The organism is Candidatus Nitrosopumilus sp. (assembly GCF_028278985.1).
Taxonomy (GTDB): Archaea; Thermoproteota; Nitrososphaeria; order Nitrososphaerales; family Nitrosopumilaceae; genus Nitrosopumilus.
The window spans coordinates 18,105-44,130 of record NZ_JANQTA010000009.1; the positions used below are offsets into that span (position 1 = coordinate 18,105).

A 26,026-nucleotide genomic window follows, 5' to 3' on the forward strand; every position below is an offset into this window, starting at 1 on the left:
GTTTTTTGTCTAACTTGGAAACTTTTCTCAAATCTATTGCGATTTTTAGTCGATTCTAGAGTGAGGTTTAATAACTGGATCCTCAAGGTAATTTTAGGCATTGAAGAAAATACACGTTTTACCGTTCCTATTGTTGCTTGTAACTACTTTAACTAGTATGCCTTTTGCAACTGTCCATGCTGTTGATGACTTAGATAATGACGGTGTTGATGATTCAATGGACGCATGTCCAAATCTTCAAGAAGACTATGAAGGAACAATCGATGGATGTCCCTCAAACTTTGTCCCATGGTATGATGAGGACTATGACGGAATTGAAGATCATATTGATCAATGTCCTAGCTTAAGAGAAAATTACAATTTATTCCAAGATGAAGATGGATGTCCTGATACTTCACCAGAAGGTGGTCCAGGTGGTTTACCTGATTCTGACGGTGATGGTTTTGTTGATACTGTTGACAATTGCCCAAACCAACCAGAAACTTTCAATGGAGTTTTAGATAGAGACGGTTGTCCTGATACATTTGGTTCTGGTGATAGAGACTTAGATGGAGTTCCAGATTATCTTGATCAATGTCCACTAAGTGCTGAAACTTACAATAGATTCCAAGATGACGACGGTTGTCCTGATTCATTTAATGATTTACAATTTATTGATACTGACAATGATGGTATACAAGACAAAATTGATTTGTGTCCTACAGAACCTGAAGTGTTCAACGGTTATCTAGACACTGACGGTTGTCCAGACTCTGCACTTGACACTTCATTTGATGATGCAGATGGTGATGGAATTGCAGACCAGTTTGATATTTGTCCTAATGATCCTGAAACTTACAATCGTTTTGCAGATTATGACGGTTGTCCAGATTCAATTCCTTCATTTGCAGGTTCCCTTAATGATGCTGATGGTGATAGAATAATGGATGCAGATGATGCATGTCCACTAGAACCAGAAAGATACAATGGATTCCAAGATGACGACGGTTGTCCTGACATTCCACCTTATTCTAGTGATAATGATTCTGATTTAGACGGAATTCCAAACAGTCTTGATCAATGTCCCGATGTAAAAGAAACTTACAATATGTTCCAAGATGACGACGGTTGTCCTGACTTTGTTGGAGATGATAGTGGAATTCCAGACTCTGATGGAGATGGAATAAATGATTATAATGATTTGTGTCCAAACCAACCAGAAACTTTCAATGGTGTATTTGATAGAGATGGTTGTCCTGATGATAACAATAGAGGCGATAGAGACATGGATGGAATACCTGACAATTTAGATGCATGTCCAACTGCTAAAGAAACTTACAATGGCGTTAATGATTCTGATGGTTGTCCAGATGGTGTTGCTGGATTATCTGGATTAGACTTTGATGGTGACGGAATTTTTGATTTGAATGATAAATGTCCATTACAACCTGAAACAGTAAATGGCTATCTTGATCAAGATGGTTGTCCTGATTCAGCAGTTGTTGATTCTGATAATGATGGAATTAGAGATTCATTAGATCAATGTCCATCCTCTCCTGAAACATGGAACAGATACATGGATCATGACGGTTGTCCTGACAATCCTTCTGAATCTGATTCTGACTTTGATGGCATTTTAGATTCAGTTGATCAATGCCCACTTGATAGAGAGAGATACAATGGATTCCAAGATGAAGACGGTTGTCCAGATTATCCTGACTTTATTACTAATTTAGATTCTGACTTTGATGGAATAATTGATGAATTTGATCAATGTCCACTAGTTCCAGAAACTTACAACATGTTTGAAGACCTTGACGGTTGTCCTGATACTGTTGGTGAAAACAAGGGAACTCCAGACTCTGATGGAGATGGAATTAATGATTACAGAGATCATTGTCCAAACCAACCAGAAATCTATAACGGAATTCTAGACATGGATGGTTGTCCTGATGATTACATTTTAGGTCAAGATAGAGACATGGATGGAATTCCCGATGCTATTGATGCATGTCCAACTGCAAAAGAAACTTACAATAAATTCCAAGATGACGACGGTTGTCCAGATGCTATCTTAGAATCAATGACTGTTGATTCTGATAATGATGGTATTTTGGATGTCTATGATAACTGTCCTCTTGTTGCTGAAAACTATAATGGATTCCAAGATGACGACGGTTGTCCAGACTTAGATGACACAAGACCTGATTCTGATGGTGATGGCGTTCCAGATGTTATGGATATGTGTCCAGAACAAAGTGAAGTATGGAACAGATATGTTGACTATGACGGTTGTCCAGATGTATTACCAACTGGAAATGTTGTAATAGATTCTGATGGAGATGGAATTCGTGATGAAGTTGACTTATGTCCTGACTTGAAAGAATCTTGGAACAAATACAATGATCATGATGGCTGTCCTGATATTGCTCCAGAACAATCAAGATACAAACATGATGCTGACTTGGATGATATTATCAATGAACATGACATGTGTCCTCTAGAAGCAGAGGATTATGACGGAGATAGAGATTCAGACGGATGTCCTGATAATTAGGAGTATATCTTAGAATGAAAAAACAATTTCTTTTGGGATTTTTGCTTTTAGTTACAGTATCAATTGGTATGATGCCAAATGGTGTTTATGCTGCTGGTGATGATATAGACAATGATGGAGACGGTGTTCCAAATGCTGTTGATCAATGTCCACATCTCTTAGAAGATTATGATCCACAGTATGGAAACAACATTGACGGTTGTCCAGCTGATTTTGTTCCCTGGTATGATGCAGATTATGATGGTGTAGAAGACCACATTGATGATTGTCCAACTGTAAAAGAAACCTACAATAGATACCAAGACACTGACGGTTGTCCCGATTTAGCTCCAGGTGATTCACAACCAATCTTTGATACTGATGGTGATGGTTATCCTGATTACATGGATTTGTGTCCAAACCAACCTGAAACATTCAATGGTATTGATGACACTGACGGTTGTCCTGATGATGATTTAGACTTACGTGACTCTGATCAAGATGGTATTTCAGATAGAAGAGATGCATGTCCATTAGAACCTGAAACATACAATAGATACCAAGACACTGACGGTTGTCCAGATTCAATTGAAGGAATTGATTCTCCATATGTCTTCCCAGATACTGATGGTGATGGAATTCCTGATAGATGGGATTCATGTATAGATGAAGCAGAGAACTTTAACAACTATCTTGACTTTGACGGTTGTCCTGATGTTCCAGGTGCTGAATCATTAGAAATTCTTGATGCAGATTATGATGGTATTCCAGATGATATGGATCAATGTCCTTTAGATCGTGAAAATTATAATAAATTTGAAGATGGTGACGGTTGTCCAGATGTTTTACAACTCTTTACCACAGGTGATGCAGATGGTGATACAATAATGGATTTAGATGATGCATGTCCATTTAGTCCTGAAACATTTAACATGTTTGAAGATGAAGATGGCTGTCCAGATTTAGTTGCTGATAACAAATCTACTGCAGATACTGACGGTGATGGATTTGCAGATGTATTTGATTTGTGTCCAACACAACCTGAAACATTCAATGGTTTACTTGATGAAGATGGTTGCCCTGATCAACATATGGCAAAACATGATTCTGATCAAGATGGTTTCCCTGATGTCTTAGATGCCTGTCCATTAGAAGCTGAAGTTTACAACAGATATCTTGATTCTGACGGTTGTCCAGATTCAGTTCATGGAATTGATTCAATTTTCACTTTCCCAGATACTGACGGTGATGGAATTGAAGATAGATGGGATTCATGTATTGAAGAACCAGAGAACTTTAACAACTATCTTGACTTTGACGGTTGTCCTGATGTTCCAGGAACTACTGCTGGAGATATGATTGATTCTGATTATGATGGTCTTGCAGATCATCTAGATGAATGCCCAACTTTGGCTGAACGTTACAACAAATTCCAAGATGACGACGGTTGTCCTGACAGTATTGATTATATGACAATAGGTGATTCTGACGGAGATGGAATCTTTGATGATGTAGATATGTGTCCTGAAATTAAAGAAACCTATAACAAATTCCAAGATGAAGATGGGTGTCCTGACTTTATTGCAGATAACAAATTGTTAGCAGATACTGACGGTGATGGATTTGCAGATGTATTTGATTTGTGTCCAACACAACCTGAAACATTCAATGGAGTCTTAGACACTGACGGTTGTCCTGATGATCAATTATCAAAACTCGATTCTGATATGGATGGTATAATGGATGTAAATGATGCATGTCCACTAGAACCTGAAACTTACAATAGATATCTTGATTCTGACGGTTGTCCTGATACAGTTGATGCAGTAGATGCTACATACTCCTTCCCAGATTCTGACGGTGATGGAATTCCTGATAGATGGGATTCATGTATAGATGAAGCAGAGAACTTTAACAACTATCTTGACTTTGACGGTTGTCCTGATGTTCCAGGAGCTGAATCAACCACTCCAGTGTATGCAGATTCTGATGCTGATGGTTATCCAGACGCAATAGATTCATGTCCAACCAGTCCTGAAACCTGGAACAAATATCTAGATAAAGACGGTTGTCCTGATACTGCTCCAGAACAACAAAGATTTGTCCATGATGATGACCTTGATGACATCATCAATGACGAAGACTTGTGCCCATATGATCCAGAAGATTATGATGGTGACAATGACCTAGACGGTTGTCCAGATCCATAATCTATATCAAATTTTTGAGAATCTATTTAACGTGAGACTTAATAAATACTTGATAATAGCGGAGTCAGGGATAATGAAAAAACAGTTTCTTGTAGGATTTTTGCTTTTAGTTACAGTATCAATTGGTATGATGTCAAATGGTGTTTATGCTGCTAATGAAGAAATTGATACTGACGGTGACGGTGTTCCAAATGCACTTGATTTTTGCCCTCATCTTTTAGAAGACTATGATCCAGAATATGGAAACAACATTGACGGTTGTCCCGCTGATTTTGTTCCTTGGTATGATGCTGATTATGATGGAATTCAAGACCATATTGATCAATGTCCAACGGTAAAAGAAACCTACAATTTGATTGAAGATGAGGATGGTTGTCCTGATTTATCTGGAGATGCTGGTTCTGGAATAGCTGACAGTGATGGTGATGGTTATCCTGATTACATGGATTTGTGTCCAAACCAACCTGAAACATTCAATGGAATTGATGATAAAGACGGTTGTCCCGATGATGAATCAACTCTTAGAGATTCTGATCAAGATGGAATTTCTGATTCTACAGATGCTTGTCCATTAGAATCTGAAACCTATAATTTCTATCAGGATTTAGACGGTTGTCCTGATTCTGTTGATGGAATTGATTCTTCTTACACATTCCCAGATACTGACGGTGATGGAATTGATGATAGATGGGACCAATGTTTGAATGAACGAGAAAATTTCAATGACTATCTTGACTTTGACGGTTGTCCTGAAGCACCAGGAATTAATTCTCTTGGTCTAATTGATACAGATTATGATAGCATTCCTGATGATCTAGATGCTTGTCCAACAGAACGAGAAAATTTCAATAAATTCCAAGATGAAGACGGTTGTCCTGATAAAATTCAATTAACAAACACTGGTGATTTTGATTATGACGGAATCCCAGATGAATTTGATATGTGTCCTTACAATAAAGAAACTTACAATCTTTTCCAAGACACTGACGGTTGTCCTGATTTAGTTGCTGATAACAACTTTGCATTTGATACTGACGGTGATGGAATAATTGATAACTTAGATTTGTGTCCAAACCAACCAGAAACTTTCAACGGTTATGAGGATGCTGATGGTTGTCCAGACAGTTCTATTTCTGTTTTAGATTCTGATCAAGATGGTATTCCAAATACAATTGATGCATGTCCATTTGAACCTGAAACATACAATCTCTTTAAGGACGGTGACGGTTGTCCTGACTCAACTGGTTCTGTAGTTTCATCTTACATTTTCCCAGATGCTGATGGAGATGGAATTGATGATAGATGGGATGCATGTGATGATGAACCTGAAAACTTTAATGATTATTTAGACACTGACGGCTGTCCAGATGTTCCTGGAATTTCAAAATCAGCATTACCTGATTCTGATTATGATGGAATCCCAGATGAGATTGATTCTTGTCCAACTATTGGCGAACGCTACAATGGATTCCAAGATGAAGATGGATGTCCTGACACAATAGCCTATGATTCATTTGGTGATGCTGACTTTGATGGTGTCACTGATGATGTAGATCAATGTCCAACTGCTAGAGAAACTTACAATAGATTCCAAGATAGTGATGGCTGTCCTGATTTAATTGCTGATAACAAACTTGCAGCAGACACTGATGGTGATGGAATTGGTGATCATATTGACTTGTGTCCCGGACAACCAGAAACATACAATGGAATTGATGACGCCGATGGCTGCCCAGATAGTTTTTCATTTACAACTGATTCTGATCAAGATGGAATCGTAGATATTTCAGATGCATGTCCATTTGAACCTGAAACCTATAATTTCTATCAGGATCATGATGGTTGTCCTGATACTTTAGGCTCTGTACTTCCATCTTATACATTCCCAGACACTGACGGTGATGGAATTGAGGATAGAAGAGATGCTTGTATTGATGAACAAGAAAATTTCAATGGTTATCTTGATTGGGATGGTTGCCCAGATGTTCTAGCTGCAGAATCAACTGAACCAACACGATATGACTCTGATGGTGATGGTTATTATGATGGAATTGATTCTTGTCCAACCAGTCCTGAAACCTGGAACAAATACAATGACCATGACGGTTGTCCTGATACTGCTCCTGAACAACAAAGATTTGTCCATGATGATGACCTAGATGACATCATTAACGATGAAGATTTGTGCCCATATGATCCAGAAGATTATGATGGCGATAATGACCATGACGGTTGTCCAGATCCATAATCAAAAAACAATTTTTAATCTAAATATATTCAATTGATTAGAAAACACCATGCTTCCAAAATTTTCTAGTAAGGCATTTTTGGCTCCAATGGCTGGAGTTAGTGATCCAGCATTACGATTACAATGCAAAAAGATGGGAGCTGGATTAGTTGTTACAGAATTTACTAGTATCCATAGTATCATTGCAAAAGAACAACAACTCAAAGAGAATATGAAAACCATTCAAGAATTCATTGAATATTCTGAAGAAGAGCGACCATTATCTGTTCAACTATTTGGATCTGACCTTGTTGCATTAGAAAAAGCAGCAAAAATTGTAGAACCTTATTTTGATATTATTGATTATAACATGGGATGTCCTGCACCTCATATTACTCAACAGATGGCTGGTGGTGCACTACTTCAAGAAGTAAATCTTACGCAACAAATTTTCAGTACTCTTGTAAATGCTGTCAAAAAGCCTGTTACACTAAAAATTCGTTCAGGAGTTACAAGTGCAAGTAAATTCTTGTTCAGAGATATTGCAGAAGTTGCAGAAGATGAAGGAATTCAAATGATTACTTTTCATCCAAGGACTGTCAGTCAAGGATATTCTGGAAATGCAGATTGGAATTTGATAAAAGAACTAAAGGAAATCTCAAATCTACCGATTGTAGGAAATGGTGATGTGACCACTCCTGAAGAAGCAAAAACTATGCTAGATGAAACTGGTTGTGATTATGTTATGATAGGCCGTGGTGTAATGGGCAATCCCTTCTTGTTTGAGCAAATCAATGATTATCTAAAGACCAACTCATATCATGAATATTCATTCAAAGATAGATTAGATTCATTTTTTGAATATCTTCATTTGACATCAAAATACAATATCAAATTTGCAAACATCAAGGGTCAAGCAATGAGATTTACCAAAGGAATGAGAGGAGGTTCTAGTCTTCGTGCAAAAATTACTTTTTCAAAGAATTTGTCTGAACTTGAACAAATTATGAAAGATGGCTATGCTTTATCAAATGCATAAAGGGCTTTTTCCTTAACATTTGTTCATAATTTTGGTAGTAAATTTTCTGAATTTTTGACTTTTTTAGCTTATTCTTATATAATTCAGATTACCAAATAATGTATGAAATTAGGAGTTGAATCATAAAATGGCAACAGCTTATGTTCTCATAAACTGTGAGCTAGGTTCTGAAGAAGCAGTTATTTCAGAATTAAAATCCATTGAAGGAGTTGTTGAAGTCCATGGAACATTTGGTGCATACGATATTTTGGCCAAAGTAGAATCTGGTCAAGTAGAGGCATTACGTGAAACAATCACATGGAAAATCCGTAAAATTCCAAAAATAAGATCAACTCTGACACTAATGGGAATTGAAGGACAACAATAATCCTTCAAAATCCTTTGCTTTTATACTCAAATTGTAATAGTATTCTATCCCTTCAAACAACATGTCTCCCAAAGAGATACCGTTCCCGAGAGACGTAGTGAACCTCTCGGCAGAATTATTCTAAATTGTAAAAAATATTGTTATAAAAGAAAATGATTAGAGGGCTTCACTACCACTCTTTTTTGAAGCAATATTTAGAACACTGTCTACACTTGATACGACTATAATTCCATCTCCACCTTTTCCTGTAAAAGCTGCATCTGCAATTGCTGTAGTAACTTTTTCTACTTCTGCGTCATCGACAATTGTACTAACAGTTGCAACTTTGTTATATTCTGCAACCATTGAACCTGTTCCTCTTCCAGATCTGATGGTTTGTCTTTCACCAGAACCTCTACCATTGCCTTCTAAAATGGTAAAACCCCCAACGATGTCATTTATGGCATCAGAAACTGCACCTATTTTATTGCCTTGAATTGTTGCCTCAATTCGTTTCATTTGAATTGATTTTTCCCTATTGTTTAAAAAAGATCATATGTTTTTATGAATATTTTATGATACTATGTTGGTTATTTCACTATCCTCTGACCTTTTTAATTCAAAAAATAATCAAAATTATGAAAAGTGATGAAAAAAGATCTCATAGATTGAATTATCTTCTAAAATGCTATCTTACCGACCCTCAGGAAAAATCACTTTATCTTAGGGCAAAACAGATGGGAGTTTCTGATTCTACAGCCAAAGATTACATTAGAACTGTAATAATTCAGGCCAAAAAAATTCATACAAGATAACCCTCTCTTCAAAAAGAAATTCTTCGAAATATTAAACAAGTATTCATAAATAATCATTTGATAGGTGAATAAACATGGAAGAATCCTTACATGATGACGTAAAGGCTCTTTTAGACAAAGATTTTGGAGATGATAGAATTCTCAAGCAAATCCTCAGAGCATGTGAAAATGATGAGGTAATTAGTAACTTTGAAAGAAATTATGTTAAAAAACTAGCAGAAAAACATCTTGGCAGAAAACCACCTGTTGAACCTAATGAAATTCCACCAAAAGAAGAAAAACCAGTTCCAGATGTTGTGATTCCTGAACCTTCAACTGTTCAACAAACACAAACATTCCAAACTCCTCCACCTAAAATTACATCTGAAAACAAAAAAAATTCTAAAATTATGATGGGCATTGGTGGTATTGCACTTGTAATCATTATTGCAATTGCTGCAACATATGGTGGAATGTCTACTGATTCTCCTGGAGTAGTTGATGATCCTATTACTCCAGTTGATGCTTCATTATCAATAAAATCAGATTTGAATTCATATGATGCAAAAGATCTTATCTCTATTAGTGGAAATTCTGAAACTTCAGGAACTGCAAATCTCTCAATAGAAAATCAAGATGGAGAATTAGTTTGGGCAGAACAAGTTTCTATCAATAGTAATGGTAAATATTCAACACTTGCAATTGCAGGAGGCCCTGGTTGGGAGAAATCTGGAACTTATTCATTAATTGTAGATAATGGAAAAGAAACCAAAACAACTACTTTTACATTTACATCTTAATCAAATTCTTTCCAATGTGAATCGACTAAATCTCTTAATTTTTCTACAGTGATTTCTTCCATGTATTCTCTATAAACAATGAACTTGTTTTGTCTTCCTGAATCTTCTCCGTAGATGTCATTAGTATTTTTTGGAACAGCACCTGTTTTCCAATGATTCATTTCAAATAACCACACTGTTGCATCTGGATTTGAAAAATTGATTTCATCACATCCAATTATGTATAGATAGCATTTAGTTGCAAGGTTTAGTTTCTCATGCAGTTTCTCATATGCAATCATTTGTCCTAATGGGATGTTGATTTTATCATTGTGAAATCCTTTGAATTCTAGAATAACAAATCCTCCATTATGCTCTATCATCCAGTCAATATCCGTGCCTCCTGAGGAAACCATACCATGAACAATGAGATTCCCTAATACCTCTCGACCTCTAGTGAATTCTGATTCATCAAAAATTTGGTATTTTGCCTTTGGACTTTTTCGTAAAAATTGTTGAGAAATAGGCTTGTTTTTGTTTGATTCGTCTTTCTCATAAAATGTATCAATCAAATCTGAAGTCTCATTGGCCATAGACTAACCAATTTTTTTTCTAAATGATAAAACAATTTGTAAAATTAAATTCAGTATGGTATATTCTAGATTTATCTACTCAGATTTTCTCCAGAACTACCCTTGTATAAAATAAAATATTCATCTGGGTTTTTTCTGTCCTTTTTTGCTTTTAGTGCATCTTGATACATTTCAAAATGCTCTACCAGATACAATTGATTCCCAGGTTCTGCAAAATAATCAATTCCAATTAAATCAAAACCTGATTCAGGCGTTAGTTTCTTTTTTTCTTCAGCATACGAGTCTGTAGACATTTTTTAATTTACTGATCGTAAATCATTAAATTTTTTTCTTCTAATAATGAGTGTAAATTGTGTACTGAACGATAAACGTCTGATTCTTTTTTTGCACCTGTACAAACTAACTTACCAGATGCAAACAATAGGATTACAGTTTTAGGATCTAACATTCTATGAATTAAACCTGGAAATTGTTCTGGCTCATACATACTTCTTGGTAATGTTCTAGCTGCTTTTTCCAAATGAATTTTTCCTCCTAGATTAATTGCAGCAACAATGTTTTGTACAGTAATTACCGCATCATTTTTAATTTTGATTTTGCCTTTTCTTAATTTTTGAACCACTGTGTTAACAGCTTTGATTGCCATCTCTTCAGATTTTGCACCAGTGCAAACCATTTTTCCTGTTCTAAAAATCAATGTTGCAGTTCTAGGAGTGTTTAATCTAAAGACAAGTCCTGGAAATTGTTCAGGATGATATTCTGTATCTGGAAACTTTTCTGTAATTTCATTCAAATCAATTTTTTGTTCAATGGATGCTGATGCAACTACATTTTCAACACTGACAATAGGTTTGGTTTGAGGCATGACGAGGGACTTTAAATAGGCCCTTTATATATACTAGACATAATTTTTGCACTCATTGATTTCTAATGATGTCCAATCCATTGATATCGGTATTCTTCATCGATAATATCTGAAACAATCTCTTTGTTTTTGATTTTTGTTTTAGGTAAATCTACATCAAAAAAACCCAATTGACCCTTCCATGGAATTGGAATTCTAAATGCTTTGAAATTTTTCAACATAAATCCGTACGTTCGATCTTGAAATTTTTTTCCTGCAAAATGGAATTGTTTATCATCATTTACCTCTTTTTTTGAATTGTATTTTTTTACATCATACAACTCTGCTTTTCCTACAATTGCCCCTGTTGCTAACTTATGATTAATTTTTAATCGCTTACAGTCTTCAGTTCTAATTTTTAATGGAGCATGAACTAAAAACTCTCCTCTGAAATTAGTATTCCATTTTCTTAATTCTATGGTTTTTTTGCCTGAAATTATTAGATTAGCAAATGGTTGTGATACTGAAAGACATTTCAAATTATTATTCTCTAGCTATCTGGATATACTCACCAGGGTTTTTACCTCTACCTTCTGGCAAATCAGTAATACCACCATTCAAACTTTGAGTAACAATTCCTTTACTTGCAAGTACTTGTGCAGTCATAAATGAAGTATTTCCAGCCATACATACTAGTAATGATTTTCCATTTGAACCATCAAATTCTTTGCTTAGCTCCTCAGGAACTTGCTGAGTAGATAATAATGAGTTAATTGTTCCAGCTTTTGGAACAGCAATTTTTGATTTATCTACACCTAATGATTTTGCAATCATTTCAATTCCTTCTTCTTTTGGAGCATATTGTGTGTGTACCCATACTATTCTGTCATATTCACTTGCAACTGATGCTGCATCTTCTAATGAAATTCTCATAGGAAGTTTGTCTTGAGAAATTTGTTCAAAGTTCTTTCTGTATTTCTCAATTCCATCAGCTACTATAACAACAAATTTTGAGCCTAATCCCGCACTTATCATTTCTAATGTTGAATACAACTCAAGTGCTGTGCTTTCTCCAATATCGTATCCCTTATCAACAAAGAATTTCAAAAGGAATTTTGCTTTCTCAAAATCAACAACATGTTCAGTATATGCCTCTGGATTGTATAATGTCAAGCCCTCTGCTTTGGAATGAGTTCTAATTCCTGCTACATCTTGACCTTGAGGAGGGAAAACAACGTGAACTGCTTTCTTGTTGTATTTTTCAGACATGTATTTGCTTAGACCACCTGATGTTCCACCAGTTCCAAAAGAACAAACTAAATCAAAGTTTTCTAATGAATCTCCATTTTCATGTAATTGCTGATCAATTTCTGGTGCAGTTACAGTATTGTGAATGTCAATGTTTAATTCGTTATCATATTGTTTTGGACAGAACATACCGTAAATTTCTGCAAGGAAACTTGCTAAATTGATAATATCTTGTTTAGCTAACAATGTTTCAATTTCGCCAATGTTTTTATCAAAAACTTCAGGATCAAAACCCATCTCAGCTAATTGAGAACGAACATTTGCAGCAGTAGCTTTTGCAGCCATTTCGTCTGCTTTATTTTCCATTCCTGGTGCAGGACAAATATCCATATCTAAATCCATTATTCGAATATTTTCATTTCTTAATTCTTTGAAAACTCCTTCTTGGAGCTTTCTTGAAACTAGTGCAACTACTGTAACTCCAAGTTTAGATAACAAACCAAGAGCAATTCCAAAGTTTCCTGAAGTTGCTTCAATTACTACTCGTTTTCCATTACATTTTCCTGATTTTATAGCCTCATGAATTATGTGGGATGCTGCTCTTACTTTGATAGAACCACTTATTAATTCTGAATCAAATTTTCCGTAAATTTTCAAATCTTGATTATCTAAATCAACTTTGAAGACATTTTTTGCACATTCTTTGAAATCTTGTGTGAGATCAACTAATGGTGTTGCGTTAACTATCTTGTCACCTTCACGATGAGGGATTTGGTTCCAAATTTCTTGTTCAAATTTTTGAATTAGTGCATTATCTACGGTTTCTGACATTTTTTACTAAATGCCGTTGAATCTTTACTCATAAAATATCTTATGATATGCTTCTGAATCTATGCTTCTAAAATACTCATTACTTTACTTGGAATATCGTTGAGTCTACTAACTGCCATTGTTTTTTCATATCCAAGATGTCTTAGATTATTTGCAATTGTAGTTGCTCTAAGTGTATTAGGACCCAATCCTAATGCAACCATGTTAATGCCTAACCCCTTGAGGGATTTTGTCATGTTTCTAACGGCATCTGGATCAGATGGTTCTCCATCTGTGAGAGTCAAGAAAATATCTGGTCTTTTTGCTTGTAATACTGGAAACATTTTATCATAAACTTCAGCTAATGGGGTGGAACCATTTGCTACTACTTGAGCTAGTCTTTTTGCAGAAACATTATTCCATTTGATATTGTCTGGCTTTATTGACCAACATACTACTGCTCTATTTTGTGTACTAAATGCATAAACTGCAAATTTTACTTTTAGAAATGACAATACTTCACATAAAGCTAAAGTTGCTTTCTTGTATTCTAGTGCATCAGATGCGATACTTGAGGAATGATCTAACAAAATCACAATTTTAGTTTTAATGGATTTTTTTACATCAGTAAAAAATGGTTCATGTCCTTCAATGTAACTTTCTTCATCAAATTCATCACCTGAACGAAGATGTTGTTCTTTCCATCCTGATCTCCATTCTTTGAATTTTGTTTTTAATCCATTTATGAGATTCAGATCGTAAATTGTTGTTTCATCAACTCCTTTAGTTGTTGGGGTTTGGATTCCTATTGGTTCAGGTGCTAAGCCTTTGTTTTCAGTTTTTTTATTTTCATCTAGTAATACTTTGTATTCATCAATAACATTATCTCCTCTCATTACTGCATTAGTGTCTACATTACCAAAGTCGCCTTCTTTATTTTTAGAAATTACTTTTAGAATTCTTCGTAATTCTTCTTCTGTTAATGCCATTCCAGCTTTCATGAATGGAAGTGAAACTGGAATTGTTAGCAATGAATCAATATCTAAAATTTTTACAATTTCACTAACATTTTTTTCAAGCCATTCAGTATTCTGTTTTTCTTCAATTGCTTTTTTGACAATTTTTTTTGCAAGAACTGTTGCTTTTTTTATTCTCTCAAAGTGACTAGATTGAATTTCTCCTTTAATTGCTCCAAACATAAAATATTGGTAAAATGCCTCTACAATCCTTGCTTTTCCATATACTGAGTGTAATTGAGGTCTTGAAACCAACATGTAGGCGTAATTAAAAATAATTTCATCATCCATTCCTTTCCAAATCTCTCTTCCTAACTGTTCAACTCTTTGAGTTTCCATAGTGTTGAGAATAAAACCAAATGCATGGTCATTACTGAGAATTTTTTTACAGTATTTCACACGCATTGCTTCATACCATAATGAGGTTCGAAATTGTCTATACTTTTGAAAATCATTACCTATTCTTTTCTCCAGTGGTGTTAAGATCACCTTGTTTTCGTTTAGTCTTGTTTTGGTTTCAACTTTGTCTGAAATTTCAACTATCATCTTATCTGATTCAGACCATCTTCTAACTAGAAATGTGGCAATTTCTACTAGAGAATCATTTTGAAGCTGAATTGATTGCATTTAGTTTCCAAACATTGATGTGATGATATCGCTTACCTTTTGATATTCAATATTTCCCCATTGTGTGTATACATTTCCAAAAACAATCATTGCTGCCTCTTTTGCAGACATTCCTTTTTCTAATAATTTTCCAAAAGCAATTGTTTCTCTTAAACTTGGAGAGTAAAACAATTCTTCAACTGCTGCAGCTTGTCTTAGAGTATTTGCAAGTTTGATTGCTTGTGTAATTTCTGATTCATGACCTGAAACATGTTTTTTTACAATTTCTAATTCAACATCTTCTGGGGGATATTCTAATCTAATTCGTACAGGAAATCTACTCAATAATTGTGGTGGTAATTCCTTTGTACCACTGTGCGTCAATGGATTAATTGTTGCAACAACAAACCAATTCTCTTTTGCTCTAACAACTTCCCCTGTAGATTCTTTTAATGCAATTTGTCTTCTGTCATCTAATGCTTCATCAAGTCTAAGCAAGACATCAGCTTCTGCAGAATTTATCTCGTCAAGATATAGCATATCTCCTTCTCTCATAGATTTTATCAGTAGGCCTTCATCAAAACTGACAGTTCCTTCATTGAGGGTTTTAGTACCAATGAGATGACTCTCTCTTGTTCTGAGACTAAAGTTGATTGATTCCAAGTTCACATTCTTATTTTTTGCAAAATCTCTTACAAGTGAAGTCTTTCCTGTACCTTTTGGTCCAATTATGAGCACGAATAAGCCTGATTCGTAGGCTTTGTTGAGAATTTCTATTGAATTATTCCAATCAAGATATGATACTTCTTCCAAAGTATGTTTTGATGGATTGCAACAATATTTAATTTTAGATCTTACTTTCCGAATGCTTCTACTTTTTCGAATGCTGCATCCATTCTTTTGTGGAGTGTCTTGTTCCATTCGTCAAATCCAGAAGGATCTTTAGGATAATCATTGTAGTGTTCTACTAACCACTGATTTTCTTTTGAAGTATATCGTAAACCGTCTGCAACTGTTTTGTTCATTGCACCCCTGATAATCATTCCAAGTTTTCCTAACCCTGAAAAGTCTGGATGTTCTCCTTTGCTAATTGCCTCAACATCCATATTTCCTAAAAAGTGCTTCATTCCGTAACTAATTTGATCATTTGTCATTTGTTGAACTAATCTTCTAAACAATTCAAGACCTGCAGTTTTGTATCCATACTCTTTAATGAAATCAAGATTGTATTCCCATAATCCTGCTTCAGAAACATCATTTGCTTCTAGAGCTTTAGCAACATTATTTCCAAGAATAGTTCCTGCAATTAATGCAGGTCCAATACCGCCAGCATCAATTGGTTTTGGCATCCAAGCTGAATCTCCAACTAACATGTATCCGCCTGAAACCATGCAATCGTTTTGTCTCCTAACAGATACTTGGAAAATTCCTGTATTGTTATTGATGTCTTCTGGATCCTCAGATAATTTTGCATTTTTAATTACGGTATTTCTTTCAAGATATTCTTTCATTAATGATTCAACATTGTCTTTCTTTCCTAGTCTTTGATTTCTTCTTTCTAAGAGAGATTTTTCAACACCTAGTCCGATGTTTACTTTGTCATCTGCTTTGGGGAAAACCCATCCATATCCACCAGGTGCAATATCTTGGTCTAGATGAATAATACAATAATCTGGATCAAATTCAGTAAGATCTTTTTGTGCAGGATCAAAATACATGATGTATCTTCCAGTAGATTCCAAATCTCGTCTGTCTATTCTTTTTTCTACTTTAGTGGAATTCTTGAGAGTGTTTCTAAGCATTGATGTTACTCCAGTAGCATCAATAACAATTTTGGCTGTCTTTTTGAAAGGTTGTTTAGTTTTATTATCAACTCCTTGAACTCCAACTGCTTGTTGTCCTTCATAGATTAAACCAGTAAGATTAATTTCATATTCAAACTCAATTCCTATTTTTTTACATCTTTCATTTTGAATCTCTGGAAGCTTTTGACGATTTAACATGTATCCGTCTCCATCAAATGGAATTGCAGTTTCTTTATCTGGTGAAAATGCCATTACACCTTTGACATCATGTTCAATTTCTGGTCTAGTCCATTGAACTTTGATTCTTTCTGCCATAAAATCAACTGCTTCTTTAGAGCAGGCATCACCACATACCCATCCAGCCAGAGATTTTCTACCTGGAAAAAATTCTGTATTTCTATCAACAACTAGAATTTTGGTATTTTGATTTGTATAATGAGCAATTGCTTGTGCAGTAATTGTTCCTGCTAGACCTCCACCTGCAACTATAACATCATAATCTGCCACGATAATGAGGTTCGTCTATCCGTATTTAAAATAATACCATGATCTATAGTCACTGAAACATTCAACAATTTTTGATGATCGATTCAAAATGGGGTCGGTTCGTCGCGGCGTCTTCAAAGCTTTCGCTCAGACTGGAGCGGCTGTTATTTCCTCATTCCCAAGAAATTTTTTCTTTTATTCCTATTTAATCTAGTTGGCTTTTTGAAAAATTTCAGTAAAAATTTTGACTGTCTCTTTTTTGTTGTATACTGGAGTGTGGATTTTCATCTTAATTGGATCTTTTTCGACAAATACTAGATTGCCTTTTACCATCTCTTGCTTTCCTAATCTCATATGAAATCTTGAATCCATAGTTCTTTCTTCAATCTCCTCAACCATTTGGTCTATTTGTTCTTTAGATAGTCTATCTAGAATTTTTTCTATCAAATTTTGAGCCTGTTTTTTAACAATTTTTGAATTTAAGATGATTATTGGATTATCAAAATGCCCTGTTGTTTTTTGAATACTAAAATCATCTTCATTTAATTCTAGCATTTCTTCGAATGCTTGAAAAATTTTTTTGATGTCTTCTGTTGCATGAACAATTACATCAATAGTAATTTCAATTTTTTCAATCATTAATTTAAAATATCTTTTTGAAAATTTATGCTTCGAGTAATACTGTTTCTTTCTCTGCTGTTCTGATTAGTTTTACTTTTTCAAGACCAACATGTCTAACTCTGATTACTTTCTTGAATGCAGCCATGATGTCTGAATTAATTTTACTGTAACAGGTTGCTTGAACAAATTGATCAATAGTCATTTCTGGAACTGTCTTATTGATAACCTCTCTTGCAATTAATCTCAAAGCATGCTTTCTAGATGTGTTAAGTTGTCTGTGAGTTAATGCAATAATCTTGATTCTAAAGATGTAACCATCTTTTGTTTTGATATCAATAATGAAATTAATTTTTGATGAACCACGTCTAACTAAACTTCTCAAAAATTCTTTAGAATATTCAAATCGCTTGAAAATTGTTGATGCTTTCTCTCCATCTACTTTGTCAATTTGGAAATAAATTTTGTATTGATGTTGTGAAGGATCTCCTTTGAGAATATCATATAGCGTAACTTCTAAAACTCTACCTGATGCATTTTCATCATCAGTAATTGGAACATAACCGATTGGGACATTGTTAAATGAATCTGGAGCATTCACTGTAACCCAGCGTTTTTCTCTCCACTTGTCCTTTACTCGACCTTTTCTACGTGCCAATTATTATCGACCTTTGAACCCAAAATATAAGGGTATGTTACTAGATCTCTTTCTGATTTCCCATGTAACTCTGTAAAACCTGTGGAATTCTAATATGCCCATCTTTTGTTTGGAAATTCTCCATTATGGAAACTAAAATTCTACTTGTGGCAATTAGAGTACTATTGAGAGTGTGAAGATATTGTGTATCCTCATTAGTCTTATCTCGGAATCTAATTTTCAATCTTCTTGCTTGATAATCTAAACAGTTTGAACATGAAACAATTTCTCGATATGCATTTTGACCTGCCATCCATGCTTCAATATCATAAGTTTTAGCTGAAACTTTTCCCATGTCTCCTGTTGACAATAACATAACTCTGTGAGGAATCTCTAATTGTTGATAGAACTCTTCAGCAATAGATAACATTCTTTCATGTTCCTTCCACGAATCTTCTGGTCTTGTAAATACAAATTGCTCAATTTTATCAAATTGATGAACTCTGAAAATTCCTTTTTGATCCCTTCCATGTGCACCAGCTTCTTTTCTAAAACATGGGCTAACTCCAGCATATCTTAATGGGAGATCCTTTCCCTCGATAATTTCCTTTGAATGCATTGCAGCCATTGCATGTTCAGAAGTTCCAATCATGTAGAGATCTTCATCTTCAATTTTGTAGATTACTTCTTCAAAGTCATCAGCAATAACAGCTCCTTGCATTGCCTCATGGTTAATCATGTATGGTGGCTGTACAAGTGAATATTCTTTTTTTGATAAAAAGTCCAATGCATAATGAGTGAGTGACTGGTTTAGTCTAACTAAATCATTTTTGAGATAGTAGAATCTTGCACCAGCAACCTTTGCTGCTCGTTCTAAATCAACAAGATCTAAATTTTCAGAAATGTCAATATGGTCATTTACCTTAAAATCAAAATTTGGCAAGTTTCCCCATTTTTTGATTTCTTTATTTGCACTTTCATCTGGTCCAACTGGAACAGATTCATGAATCAAATTGGGAATTGTGAATGCTAAACTAGCATATTTTTTCTCAACCTGTTCTTGTTCTCCTTCTAACTGTGTCAAGTCTGCTGAAACATTTTTCATCTCAGCTAGAATTGAAGTTGCATCTTCTCCTGCTTTCTTTTTTTGTGCAATCTCTTGTGCAACTTGATTTTTCTTTTTTCTTAACTCATCAGTTTTGATGATATACTCACGTCTTTTTTGATCCGATTCTACCAATCCATCTAAATCAAAATCCATAGCACGAGCTTTTAACATACTTTTGATGATCTCAGATTTTTCTTTGATAATTTTAGGATCAAGCATTATTCAATCACCTTTAGTGCAACCTGGATATGTTCTAAAACCTCATCGATTGTTCCAACAAGATGTTTCATGTTCTTCTTACTTTCAAAATTAAAAATTAGTTTGTTATCAACATTTTCAACATTAAGACTCAAACCTTCTGGAAAATCTACATTATCTGGCTCTAATGCTTTCTGTACGGTTTCAGCCTTTTCTTTTGATATATCATTGAGTACTACTTGTACTTGACACGTTAACGACATTTACTTCTAAATAATTAAGAAAGTCATCTAATTTGTCTTTAGTTATTTTTGCCCCAGCTGCAGCATCATGACCTCCTCCAACCCCATCAAATTTTTCTGCACCTGCTCTCATTAGGTCACTTAGGTTAATCTCTGATTTACATCCAAATGATTTTCTAGACGAAAACTTGATTGTGTTCTCTTCTGCTTTAGTTCTCAAAATTACAATTTTTCCCGAATTTTTTGGAGAACCTGCAATTAATGATGAGATAGTTCCTGTCATAGTTTCTGGAACAATATCTTCTCCATTTACCATTACACATGTTTCACTTTCAGAAATTCTCCATCTTTCATTTGATAAAATATTCATGTATTCTCTGATCATCTTTCTATAATCCGTCAGGATTGTCTCTCCTTCTCTTAGAATCTTGTTTCTATCCCCCATACAGACAGCCATTCCAACTCCAGATCTACTAATCCTTCCACAAGAATTCAACATGGTGGAGAATTCTCTTCCATCTCTTAAGAAACTCCGTTTATCTTCTCTTGGAAATGTGTATGTGTATCCAATTAATTCTGACATTATCTCAGTTGCATTTTTTCCTGAGGTGAATTTTGTTATTGATTCAATTACCATTCTTTTCTCATCTTCATTTAGTTCAGCTGGAACTCTCCATCTTCCACCTTCTTTGAGTTGGATTCCTGAGGAATTTAACACTGAAAGACAAACATCACGATTCCAGGTTAATCCCTCAATAAATGGCTGAGATGTGAATGCTAAAGCATCTGGAAGGGGTCTGGTCTCTCTTCCAACCAAAAGTAAATCTAAATCAATTTCTACTAACCCCAAGTTTTTGGCAGTTTCAGCAATCTCAAAATTCTTTCCTGTAAATGATTTTCTTTCACCTTGGTCTTGTCTATCTCCTAATGCAGATACCACGGCAATTGAAGATAGATCTGAATTTCTCTCATCTAATGCATTTGCTGCCAAATATGCCATTCCTCCTGCACAAATTTCCACTCCTCCATCCATTCCATATTTCCATGCATTGATGACATTTGGATTATCCATTTCGGCCTCAGGAATTTGGTGATGATCAAGGATTATCCAGTCCTCTCCCAAATTTTGATTCATCTCATGTCCAAAACCTCCTCCAAGATCAGTAACTATGTGGAAATCTCTTGAATCTGTCTTAAATGACTCTGCAACATTTTTGCTAAATTCTTTAGATGTTCTTAGAGTACATTTTGCCCCAGCTCTGATTAGGGCTTTAGTAATAATACTTCCAGATGTAAGTCCATCACAATCAATATGGGTTGTAACAGAAATTGATTTTTGTGACTTTATGCAATCCGAAACTTTGTCTTTGAAAAACGATAGTGAATCATCAAGTGATTTTGTCATTACTCTAATTGAGCAACCACGGATTTATATTTCCAGTTTTTAGGAATTCTTCCAATTTTTTTGTAATAAACAGATAATCTGTGAACTTTAGCTTCAATCAATTCTAGAGATCTCACATTTCTTCTGTCTCCTTTGTTTGCCTTTAGGTGTTTTTGGAGACCTACTGCTTTTTTGACAATATTTTCTAGGTCTTCTGGCATCTCTGCAATAAGATCATGTTCTTCTAAAATCTCCCCAACAGTTTTCTTTGTAATTGGTTTGACTAGTGGTATTGAATGTTGATCTCTTAATTTAATTCCAATTTGACTTGGTGTTAAACCATCTTTAGAGTATTTTACAACTAATTCTTCTACTTCTGCGGGACTTTGTGTAATCCATGAAGGTGCTCTTAGTGTTGCAGGTCTAATGGAATGTGATTTTCCATGTCTATGAGTATGCATTCGTCCCATATTTTGGCTCAATTCTGAGCAGAATTAAACGTTACTTATGCTGATCTCGTACATTTTTCAAAAATTGAGGGACAGACTAAAGTTTTAATAAGTACTCTGGCTTCAAAACGAACAGGTAAACGGTATGAATACAAAAGTACTATTAACAGCAACCATGCTATCTGTATTTTTCTTCGGTGCCATCGGTGCAGCTTCAGTTGCATTCGCTCAATACATGGGCAACGTTGGTGACTCTGGAGAAACCGGATCATATACCTTAGAGGAAGCACTTGAGATTCAACGTAGAAGAATCGAAGCTGCTGAAGCAAATCCATCATCTGGTTCAGGAACTCCATATCTTGATGCAAGTGGTGTCGTAGGTGCCTCAGTTATTGCTGGTGCAGTCTTTGGTGGTATTGCAGGAGCTTTCTTCATTAGAGGAAGATCTGGCAAATACGCAGCAATGGGAAGAGGATAAACAAACCTCATTTTTCTCTTATTTTATTATCTATCACTTAGTGTCAACTAGGTTTAATTTTGTAAATGCTGATCTCGTCTTTTCTGAGAATAAAGGAAATGTATATATCGCACAAATAGAGCCAAAATATCATGACTCCTATCGTAGGAACTTTCCTAAGCATCCTGTCATCACTTACAGGACAATTAGGACCAAACTATGATCCATTATTCTACGATGTAATGATTTACATCTTTGGAACCATGATGTTTACAGTTTTCCTTCTAGGAATTATTGCATTCTGGTTACGTGTTCACGGATGGGCATACAAAGACAACCGTGAAAGATGGGTCGACGAGTTGGACAGACACTTTGAAAGAGAAGGTATTGGTCTGATTCCAGACAACGGAAAATACTGGTAAAACAACTTCCTTTCTTTTCATTATTTTTAATCTCTATACCTTAGTTCATGCAAAATTTTTTTGGATTTTTACGAAGTCCGAAATTGCTTATTGTTCTGGCAAGAAGTCTTTGTCTTTGGATGTATCGTAATCTTTTGATGTGAATTCAGCCTTGTAGTGATATCCTTCTTGAAGTGGATGGTTGATGAAATGAGGTGATTCTTTTCCATTCACGTACATTGTAGATTTACTCTGATCCATGTCTCTTAGAGGGAAATCCCACATCCACAAAAAGTGTCCAATTTCAAAGGGATATTCTTCTATCCATTCAGCATAAATGGTACCATCATCTGTAAGTGTATACATTGTCCTATGACATTCCCCTTCGTTAATTCCAATGTTTGCTGGAATGTCTGCTTTTTGACCATCGATAATCAGTTCTAATGTTGCCTTGATTTTGTAAGGAGTATCTCTATCATTTATGCAGACTTTCAATGGGTTATCTGAATTGGCCATTTGCTGAATTGTTGAACTGGCAGCAGCAACTGAAATTCCAATCACTGCAGTAATAATTAGGAACTTGATTGTTTTCTTCCTTTTGTGAGGATCATTAGTTCCTGGCCAAATCATGTGATTTTTCTAAGTCAGATTCCTTAAAGTCCTTTCTCTTATTCGTACATAATTTCAATTGTATCGAGCTTATCCTGATTATCAGCCAGAAAATACGTAATTTCATCTGAATCAATTTCAAGCCATTCTGATTCCCCTGAAAATGGGAGATAGTCTTCAACAAATAGATCTCCTGGACCTGTCATTCTTACAACAACCTTCTCGTTTTTTGGTTGAATCTCAAATGGCAATTTTAGAACTTTACCTCTTCTTTGATTTTGAATATTTACTTTGTATTGATCTGAACGAAATTCAACCTCGCCGAAAAAATAACTTTGAAAAATATCTAGTTTGGTTACTTTGAAACTTAGCATATTTTCAGTATTGATTTCTAGAAGATAAAACTTAGTTTGTTACTTACGCTAGACGTAAGGAAATATAGAAAATGAAAAGGAAAAGGTTGGGTTGTTTAGATTACTTGCCAGGGTCGTGTTGCAAACGTAATGACATATCCAACACCGATAATAATTGATTGATATGCGATGTTGGTATATGGGATTGGTTTGATAATTGGTTCGCCCTCAACAACTACTGTTTGACCTGGACCAAGTCCTGGACCGACGCTTGCTACATTGAGTTGGGTGTGTACGTGGTATACACCTGCTTCAAGTGCTTTGGCTGATAGTGAGTATTCGATGACAGAGTTTCCTGGAATGTCAAAGACGTTTCCTGGTGGGTCTCTTGCCAACATCTCCCATCTGTTACCTGCGTTGGTTGACTCTGAGAAGATAGATAGCCATCCTCTAAGGTCTCTCTCTACAAGACTGACTAATGTTCCTTGAAGTGTCAAGGTTTCGCCAGTTTGGAGGGATTGTCTGTTGAAGGTTTCATCCTCAATTCTGATGAAACGACTCTGAAGTTGTGCTTGGACACCGTGTGCATCAGCAGTTGGAAGAATAGACTCAACCCAGTTGAAACCTAAAGTTCCTAATGCTAGTACGACAGCTAGTCCGAATACGAAAATCTTTTTTTCGACCATAGTTATCCCTAATAATCAGAAAGATAATACACGTCGTTATATGTTTTACCTTCATTACGAGGATCGACGCTTAATGGAATGTAAATCATCGATGTTATACAATGAAAATAGGGAAAATATAATAAAATTAATTCAAAATTCTAATTTGGAATACAAGAATTTTCATATTTTTCTATCAAATATATAAAAAAATTCATCAAATTACATTAAATTGGAATCTCTTACTTTATATCCCGAACTTACATGATATCTTACATGGCACAGATGCCCGCATTAATCCCAAAAGAAGTTGAGATTCAGAGACTTAAGAAAATCTGGCTCATCGTTATTGCTATGGGAAGTACTGCAGCATCCGTCGAAGTAGATAACTTCGTAGACGGTTCTCTACATCAGACATCTATCAGAGATAGTGCATTTACTCCAGCACACTGGTGGTTATACTCCCACTTTGTAGCATTACCACTCGGTTGGGGTGCAGCAGCAATCTATGATAGAAAAGTTCCAGTTCTTAGAGGTCCAAATAATTCAATGAACACAGGTTTGAAAATGACCATTCTCGGTTACTTAGCAACCATGTTTACAATTGGAGTCAATGAGATGTGGCACTTCTGGTTTGTAGAAGAAATCTTTGCAGTACCAAATCACTGGATGTTTAACATGGGTGTAGTAGTTGCATTCATGGGAGCACTCGCATACGTAGTCAGAGTATATGCTAGACTCGTAGAGTTAGGTGCAGAAACTCCAGGTGAGAATCCATATGTTGCTGAAATGTACAAGATGGCCTTAGAAGGCAAATTGTACAGTAGAGCAATCCCATAGACAAATTGTGCAATCGCACATTTTTTCTCTTTTATTATTTTCATCAAAGCCGTAGATCGTACTAGGTGCCGGCCTTTAAGAAAGACTTAAAAGGATTCTGAATTAGAATAATTCCATAATGACTCTTCCTAAAGGATTCGGTTCTGGCGGTGGCGGTGGATCATCTAGCGCTGACGTAGAACGAATGATTGGAAAACGTGTTGAAAACATGACCGGCATGATTACAATTTCATTCTGGGCAGCATGGTTGGCAACATTTGGCGGTACTGCAGCAGGATACTTCTATTATCCATGGGCATATCCAACTCCAAGTGGTCACTTTGCATTCATCGTACTTACAATCATTGAGGCAATAGGTTACATCTTCTGTGTTAAAGTCATGGAAGAAGGTTCCAACAAGAATAGCAATGGTATCGTTGGCGGCAGTGTTGCTGCAGTTACAGCAGGTACAATCTTCATCGCATTATTCGTTGGTAACTAGAAGGAAACCCCTTCAGACACTTTATTTTTCATTTTAATTTTAATAAAAAACAACGATCTTCATCACACTCTAAAATTTTATATACTGACCCTTTCTTCAAGTTGATTATGGTCTGGTTAAGACGATGTACACACTACTTATTCATAGTAGTAGTTGCAGTTAACTCAACACTGTTAACAATTAATGCAGGAGACTACATCTTCTACACTGACTGGGCTTGGACTTCGTACACGGTATTCTCAATATCGCAAACGTTGATGCTTATT

General features: G+C 35.3%; 29 protein-coding genes and 1 pseudogene. 12 read left to right on the forward strand and 18 right to left on the reverse strand.

The features are described 5' to 3' along the window. The first annotated feature begins 157 nt into the window (after positions 1–157). From Q0941_RS03525 to Q0941_RS03545, 5 genes are all read left to right on the forward strand, one after another. Complete coding sequence (locus tag Q0941_RS03525) at positions 158–2,536, forward strand: thrombospondin type 3 repeat-containing protein (protein WP_299291482.1); 2,379 nt, start codon at positions 158–160, stop codon at positions 2,534–2,536. A 14-nt stretch (positions 2,537–2,550) separates the two neighbouring features. After that, on the forward strand, positions 2,551–4,725 hold the full coding sequence (locus tag Q0941_RS03530) for a thrombospondin type 3 repeat-containing protein (RefSeq protein ID WP_299291426.1): 2,175 nt from the start codon (positions 2,551–2,553) through the stop codon (positions 4,723–4,725). Between the two features lie 73 nt (positions 4,726–4,798). Further along, positions 4,799–6,973 carry a thrombospondin type 3 repeat-containing protein gene (locus tag Q0941_RS03535; protein ID WP_299291428.1) on the forward strand — a complete coding sequence of 725 codons (2,175 nt, stop codon included), beginning with the start codon at positions 4,799–4,801 and terminating at the stop codon, positions 6,971–6,973. Between the two features lie 49 nt (positions 6,974–7,022). Continuing rightward, positions 7,023–7,991 (forward strand): tRNA dihydrouridine synthase DusB, encoded by a 969-nt coding sequence (gene dusB / locus Q0941_RS03540; RefSeq protein WP_299291431.1) that lies wholly within the window; start codon positions 7,023–7,025, stop codon positions 7,989–7,991. A gap of 127 nt (positions 7,992–8,118) precedes the next feature. Further along, positions 8,119–8,358: an Lrp/AsnC ligand binding domain-containing protein gene (locus tag Q0941_RS03545; protein WP_048071573.1), complete on the forward strand. Its 240-nt coding sequence runs from the start codon at positions 8,119–8,121 to the stop codon at positions 8,356–8,358. A gap of 156 nt (positions 8,359–8,514) precedes the next feature. Here Q0941_RS03545 and Q0941_RS03550 read toward each other — a convergent pair whose 3' ends face one another. Continuing rightward, on the reverse strand, positions 8,515–8,856 hold the full coding sequence (locus Q0941_RS03550) for a P-II family nitrogen regulator (protein WP_299291435.1): 342 nt from the start codon (positions 8,854–8,856) through the stop codon (positions 8,515–8,517). A 119-nt stretch (positions 8,857–8,975) separates the two neighbouring features. Here Q0941_RS03550 and Q0941_RS03555 point away from each other — a divergent pair, with 119 nt between their 5' ends. Both Q0941_RS03555 and Q0941_RS03560 read left to right on the forward strand, forming a co-directional pair. After that, entirely contained in the window at positions 8,976–9,152 is a 177-nt protein-coding gene (locus Q0941_RS03555; RefSeq protein WP_299291437.1) for a hypothetical protein, read from the forward strand. Between the two features lie 74 nt (positions 9,153–9,226). After that, positions 9,227–9,931 (forward strand): hypothetical protein, encoded by a 705-nt coding sequence (locus Q0941_RS03560; RefSeq protein WP_299291439.1) that lies wholly within the window; start codon positions 9,227–9,229, stop codon positions 9,929–9,931. On the opposite strand, the gene Q0941_RS03565 is transcribed toward Q0941_RS03560, so the two are convergent. The 14 genes from Q0941_RS03565 to Q0941_RS03630 form a co-directional block, all read right to left on the reverse strand. Continuing rightward, on the reverse strand, positions 9,928–10,503 hold the full coding sequence (locus tag Q0941_RS03565) for a hypothetical protein (protein WP_299291441.1): 576 nt from the start codon (positions 10,501–10,503) through the stop codon (positions 9,928–9,930). The two genes, Q0941_RS03560 and Q0941_RS03565, sit on opposite strands and share 4 nt — an antisense overlap. Positions 10,504–10,574: 71 nt before the next feature. Continuing rightward, positions 10,575–10,796 (reverse strand): hypothetical protein, encoded by a 222-nt coding sequence (locus Q0941_RS03570; RefSeq protein WP_299291443.1) that lies wholly within the window; start codon positions 10,794–10,796, stop codon positions 10,575–10,577. Between the two features lie 8 nt (positions 10,797–10,804). Beyond that, the gene (locus Q0941_RS03575; RefSeq protein WP_299291445.1) at positions 10,805–11,368 is read right to left on the reverse strand and encodes a TATA-box-binding protein; all 564 of its coding nucleotides are present in this window, start codon (positions 11,366–11,368) and stop codon (positions 10,805–10,807) included. Positions 11,369–11,430: 62 nt separating this feature from the next. Continuing rightward, positions 11,431–11,886 (reverse strand): ASCH domain-containing protein, encoded by a 456-nt coding sequence (locus Q0941_RS03580; RefSeq protein ID WP_299291447.1) that lies wholly within the window; start codon positions 11,884–11,886, stop codon positions 11,431–11,433. A 4-nt stretch (positions 11,887–11,890) separates the two neighbouring features. Further along, positions 11,891–13,426: a pyridoxal-phosphate dependent enzyme gene (locus Q0941_RS03585; protein WP_299291449.1), complete on the reverse strand. Its 1,536-nt coding sequence runs from the start codon at positions 13,424–13,426 to the stop codon at positions 11,891–11,893. 59 nt (positions 13,427–13,485) lie between these two features. Beyond that, positions 13,486–15,048: a vWA domain-containing protein gene (locus tag Q0941_RS03590; protein WP_299291451.1), complete on the reverse strand. Its 1,563-nt coding sequence runs from the start codon at positions 15,046–15,048 to the stop codon at positions 13,486–13,488. Continuing rightward, positions 15,049–15,840, reverse strand: coding sequence for a MoxR family ATPase (locus tag Q0941_RS03595; protein WP_299291453.1), 792 nt, complete (start codon positions 15,838–15,840; stop codon positions 15,049–15,051). It abuts the gene before it with no gap. A gap of 41 nt (positions 15,841–15,881) precedes the next feature. After that, complete coding sequence (locus tag Q0941_RS03600; RefSeq protein WP_299291455.1) at positions 15,882–17,339, reverse strand: NAD(P)/FAD-dependent oxidoreductase; 1,458 nt, start codon at positions 17,337–17,339, stop codon at positions 15,882–15,884. Positions 17,340–17,528: 189 nt separating this feature from the next. Then, positions 17,529–17,957: an RNA-binding domain-containing protein gene (locus Q0941_RS03605; protein ID WP_299291457.1), complete on the reverse strand. Its 429-nt coding sequence runs from the start codon at positions 17,955–17,957 to the stop codon at positions 17,529–17,531. Positions 17,958–17,982: 25 nt separating this feature from the next. Next, on the reverse strand, positions 17,983–18,594 hold the full coding sequence (locus tag Q0941_RS03610; protein WP_299291459.1) for a 30S ribosomal protein S3ae: 612 nt from the start codon (positions 18,592–18,594) through the stop codon (positions 17,983–17,985). A gap of 40 nt (positions 18,595–18,634) precedes the next feature. Further along, positions 18,635–19,900, reverse strand: coding sequence for a serine--tRNA ligase (serS, locus tag Q0941_RS03615; RefSeq protein WP_299291461.1), 1,266 nt, complete (start codon positions 19,898–19,900; stop codon positions 18,635–18,637). Continuing rightward, on the reverse strand, positions 19,900–20,142 hold the full coding sequence (locus Q0941_RS03620) for a KEOPS complex subunit Pcc1 (RefSeq protein WP_299291463.1): 243 nt from the start codon (positions 20,140–20,142) through the stop codon (positions 19,900–19,902). Before Q0941_RS03620 ends, serS begins: the two co-directional genes overlap by 1 nt. Beyond that, positions 20,105–21,526, reverse strand: a complete 1,422-nt coding sequence (locus Q0941_RS03625) for a DHH family phosphoesterase (protein WP_299291465.1) — start codon at positions 21,524–21,526, stop codon at positions 20,105–20,107. The genes Q0941_RS03620 and Q0941_RS03625 overlap by 38 nt, the downstream gene beginning before the upstream one ends. Beyond that, a complete protein-coding gene (locus Q0941_RS03630) occupies positions 21,526–21,975 on the reverse strand; it encodes a 30S ribosomal protein S15 (RefSeq protein ID WP_299291467.1) in 450 nt (149 codons plus the stop codon). Before Q0941_RS03630 ends, Q0941_RS03625 begins: the two co-directional genes overlap by 1 nt. Before the next feature lie 124 nt (positions 21,976–22,099). Here Q0941_RS03630 and Q0941_RS03635 point away from each other — a divergent pair, with 124 nt between their 5' ends. After that, entirely contained in the window at positions 22,100–22,432 is a 333-nt protein-coding gene (locus Q0941_RS03635; protein ID WP_299291468.1) for a hypothetical protein, read from the forward strand. 131 nt (positions 22,433–22,563) lie between these two features. Then, a complete protein-coding gene (locus tag Q0941_RS03640; RefSeq protein ID WP_299291470.1) occupies positions 22,564–22,833 on the forward strand; it encodes a hypothetical protein in 270 nt (89 codons plus the stop codon). Positions 22,834–22,920: 87 nt separating this feature from the next. On the opposite strand, the gene Q0941_RS03645 is transcribed toward Q0941_RS03640, so the two are convergent. The 3 genes from Q0941_RS03645 to Q0941_RS03655 form a co-directional block, all read right to left on the reverse strand. Next, positions 22,921–23,442, reverse strand: coding sequence for a hypothetical protein (locus tag Q0941_RS03645; RefSeq protein ID WP_299291472.1), 522 nt, complete (start codon positions 23,440–23,442; stop codon positions 22,921–22,923). 38 nt (positions 23,443–23,480) lie between these two features. Further along, positions 23,481–23,795 (reverse strand): hypothetical protein, encoded by a 315-nt coding sequence (locus Q0941_RS03650; RefSeq protein ID WP_299291474.1) that lies wholly within the window; start codon positions 23,793–23,795, stop codon positions 23,481–23,483. 95 nt (positions 23,796–23,890) lie between these two features. After that, a complete protein-coding gene (locus tag Q0941_RS03655; RefSeq protein ID WP_299291476.1) occupies positions 23,891–24,460 on the reverse strand; it encodes a methane monooxygenase/ammonia monooxygenase subunit B in 570 nt (189 codons plus the stop codon). Between the two features lie 255 nt (positions 24,461–24,715). On the opposite strand from Q0941_RS03655, the gene Q0941_RS03660 reads away from it, so the two are divergent. The 3 genes and pseudogenes from Q0941_RS03660 to Q0941_RS03670 all read left to right on the forward strand — a co-directional run. Then, positions 24,716–25,279: a methane monooxygenase/ammonia monooxygenase subunit C gene (locus Q0941_RS03660; protein WP_299291478.1), complete on the forward strand. Its 564-nt coding sequence runs from the start codon at positions 24,716–24,718 to the stop codon at positions 25,277–25,279. A 118-nt stretch (positions 25,280–25,397) separates the two neighbouring features. Then, positions 25,398–25,760, forward strand: a complete 363-nt coding sequence (locus Q0941_RS03665; RefSeq protein ID WP_299291480.1) for a hypothetical protein — start codon at positions 25,398–25,400, stop codon at positions 25,758–25,760. 107 nt (positions 25,761–25,867) lie between these two features. Continuing rightward, positions 25,868–26,026 (forward strand): annotated as a pseudogene (locus Q0941_RS03670) (ammonia monooxygenase); the annotation flags it as partial.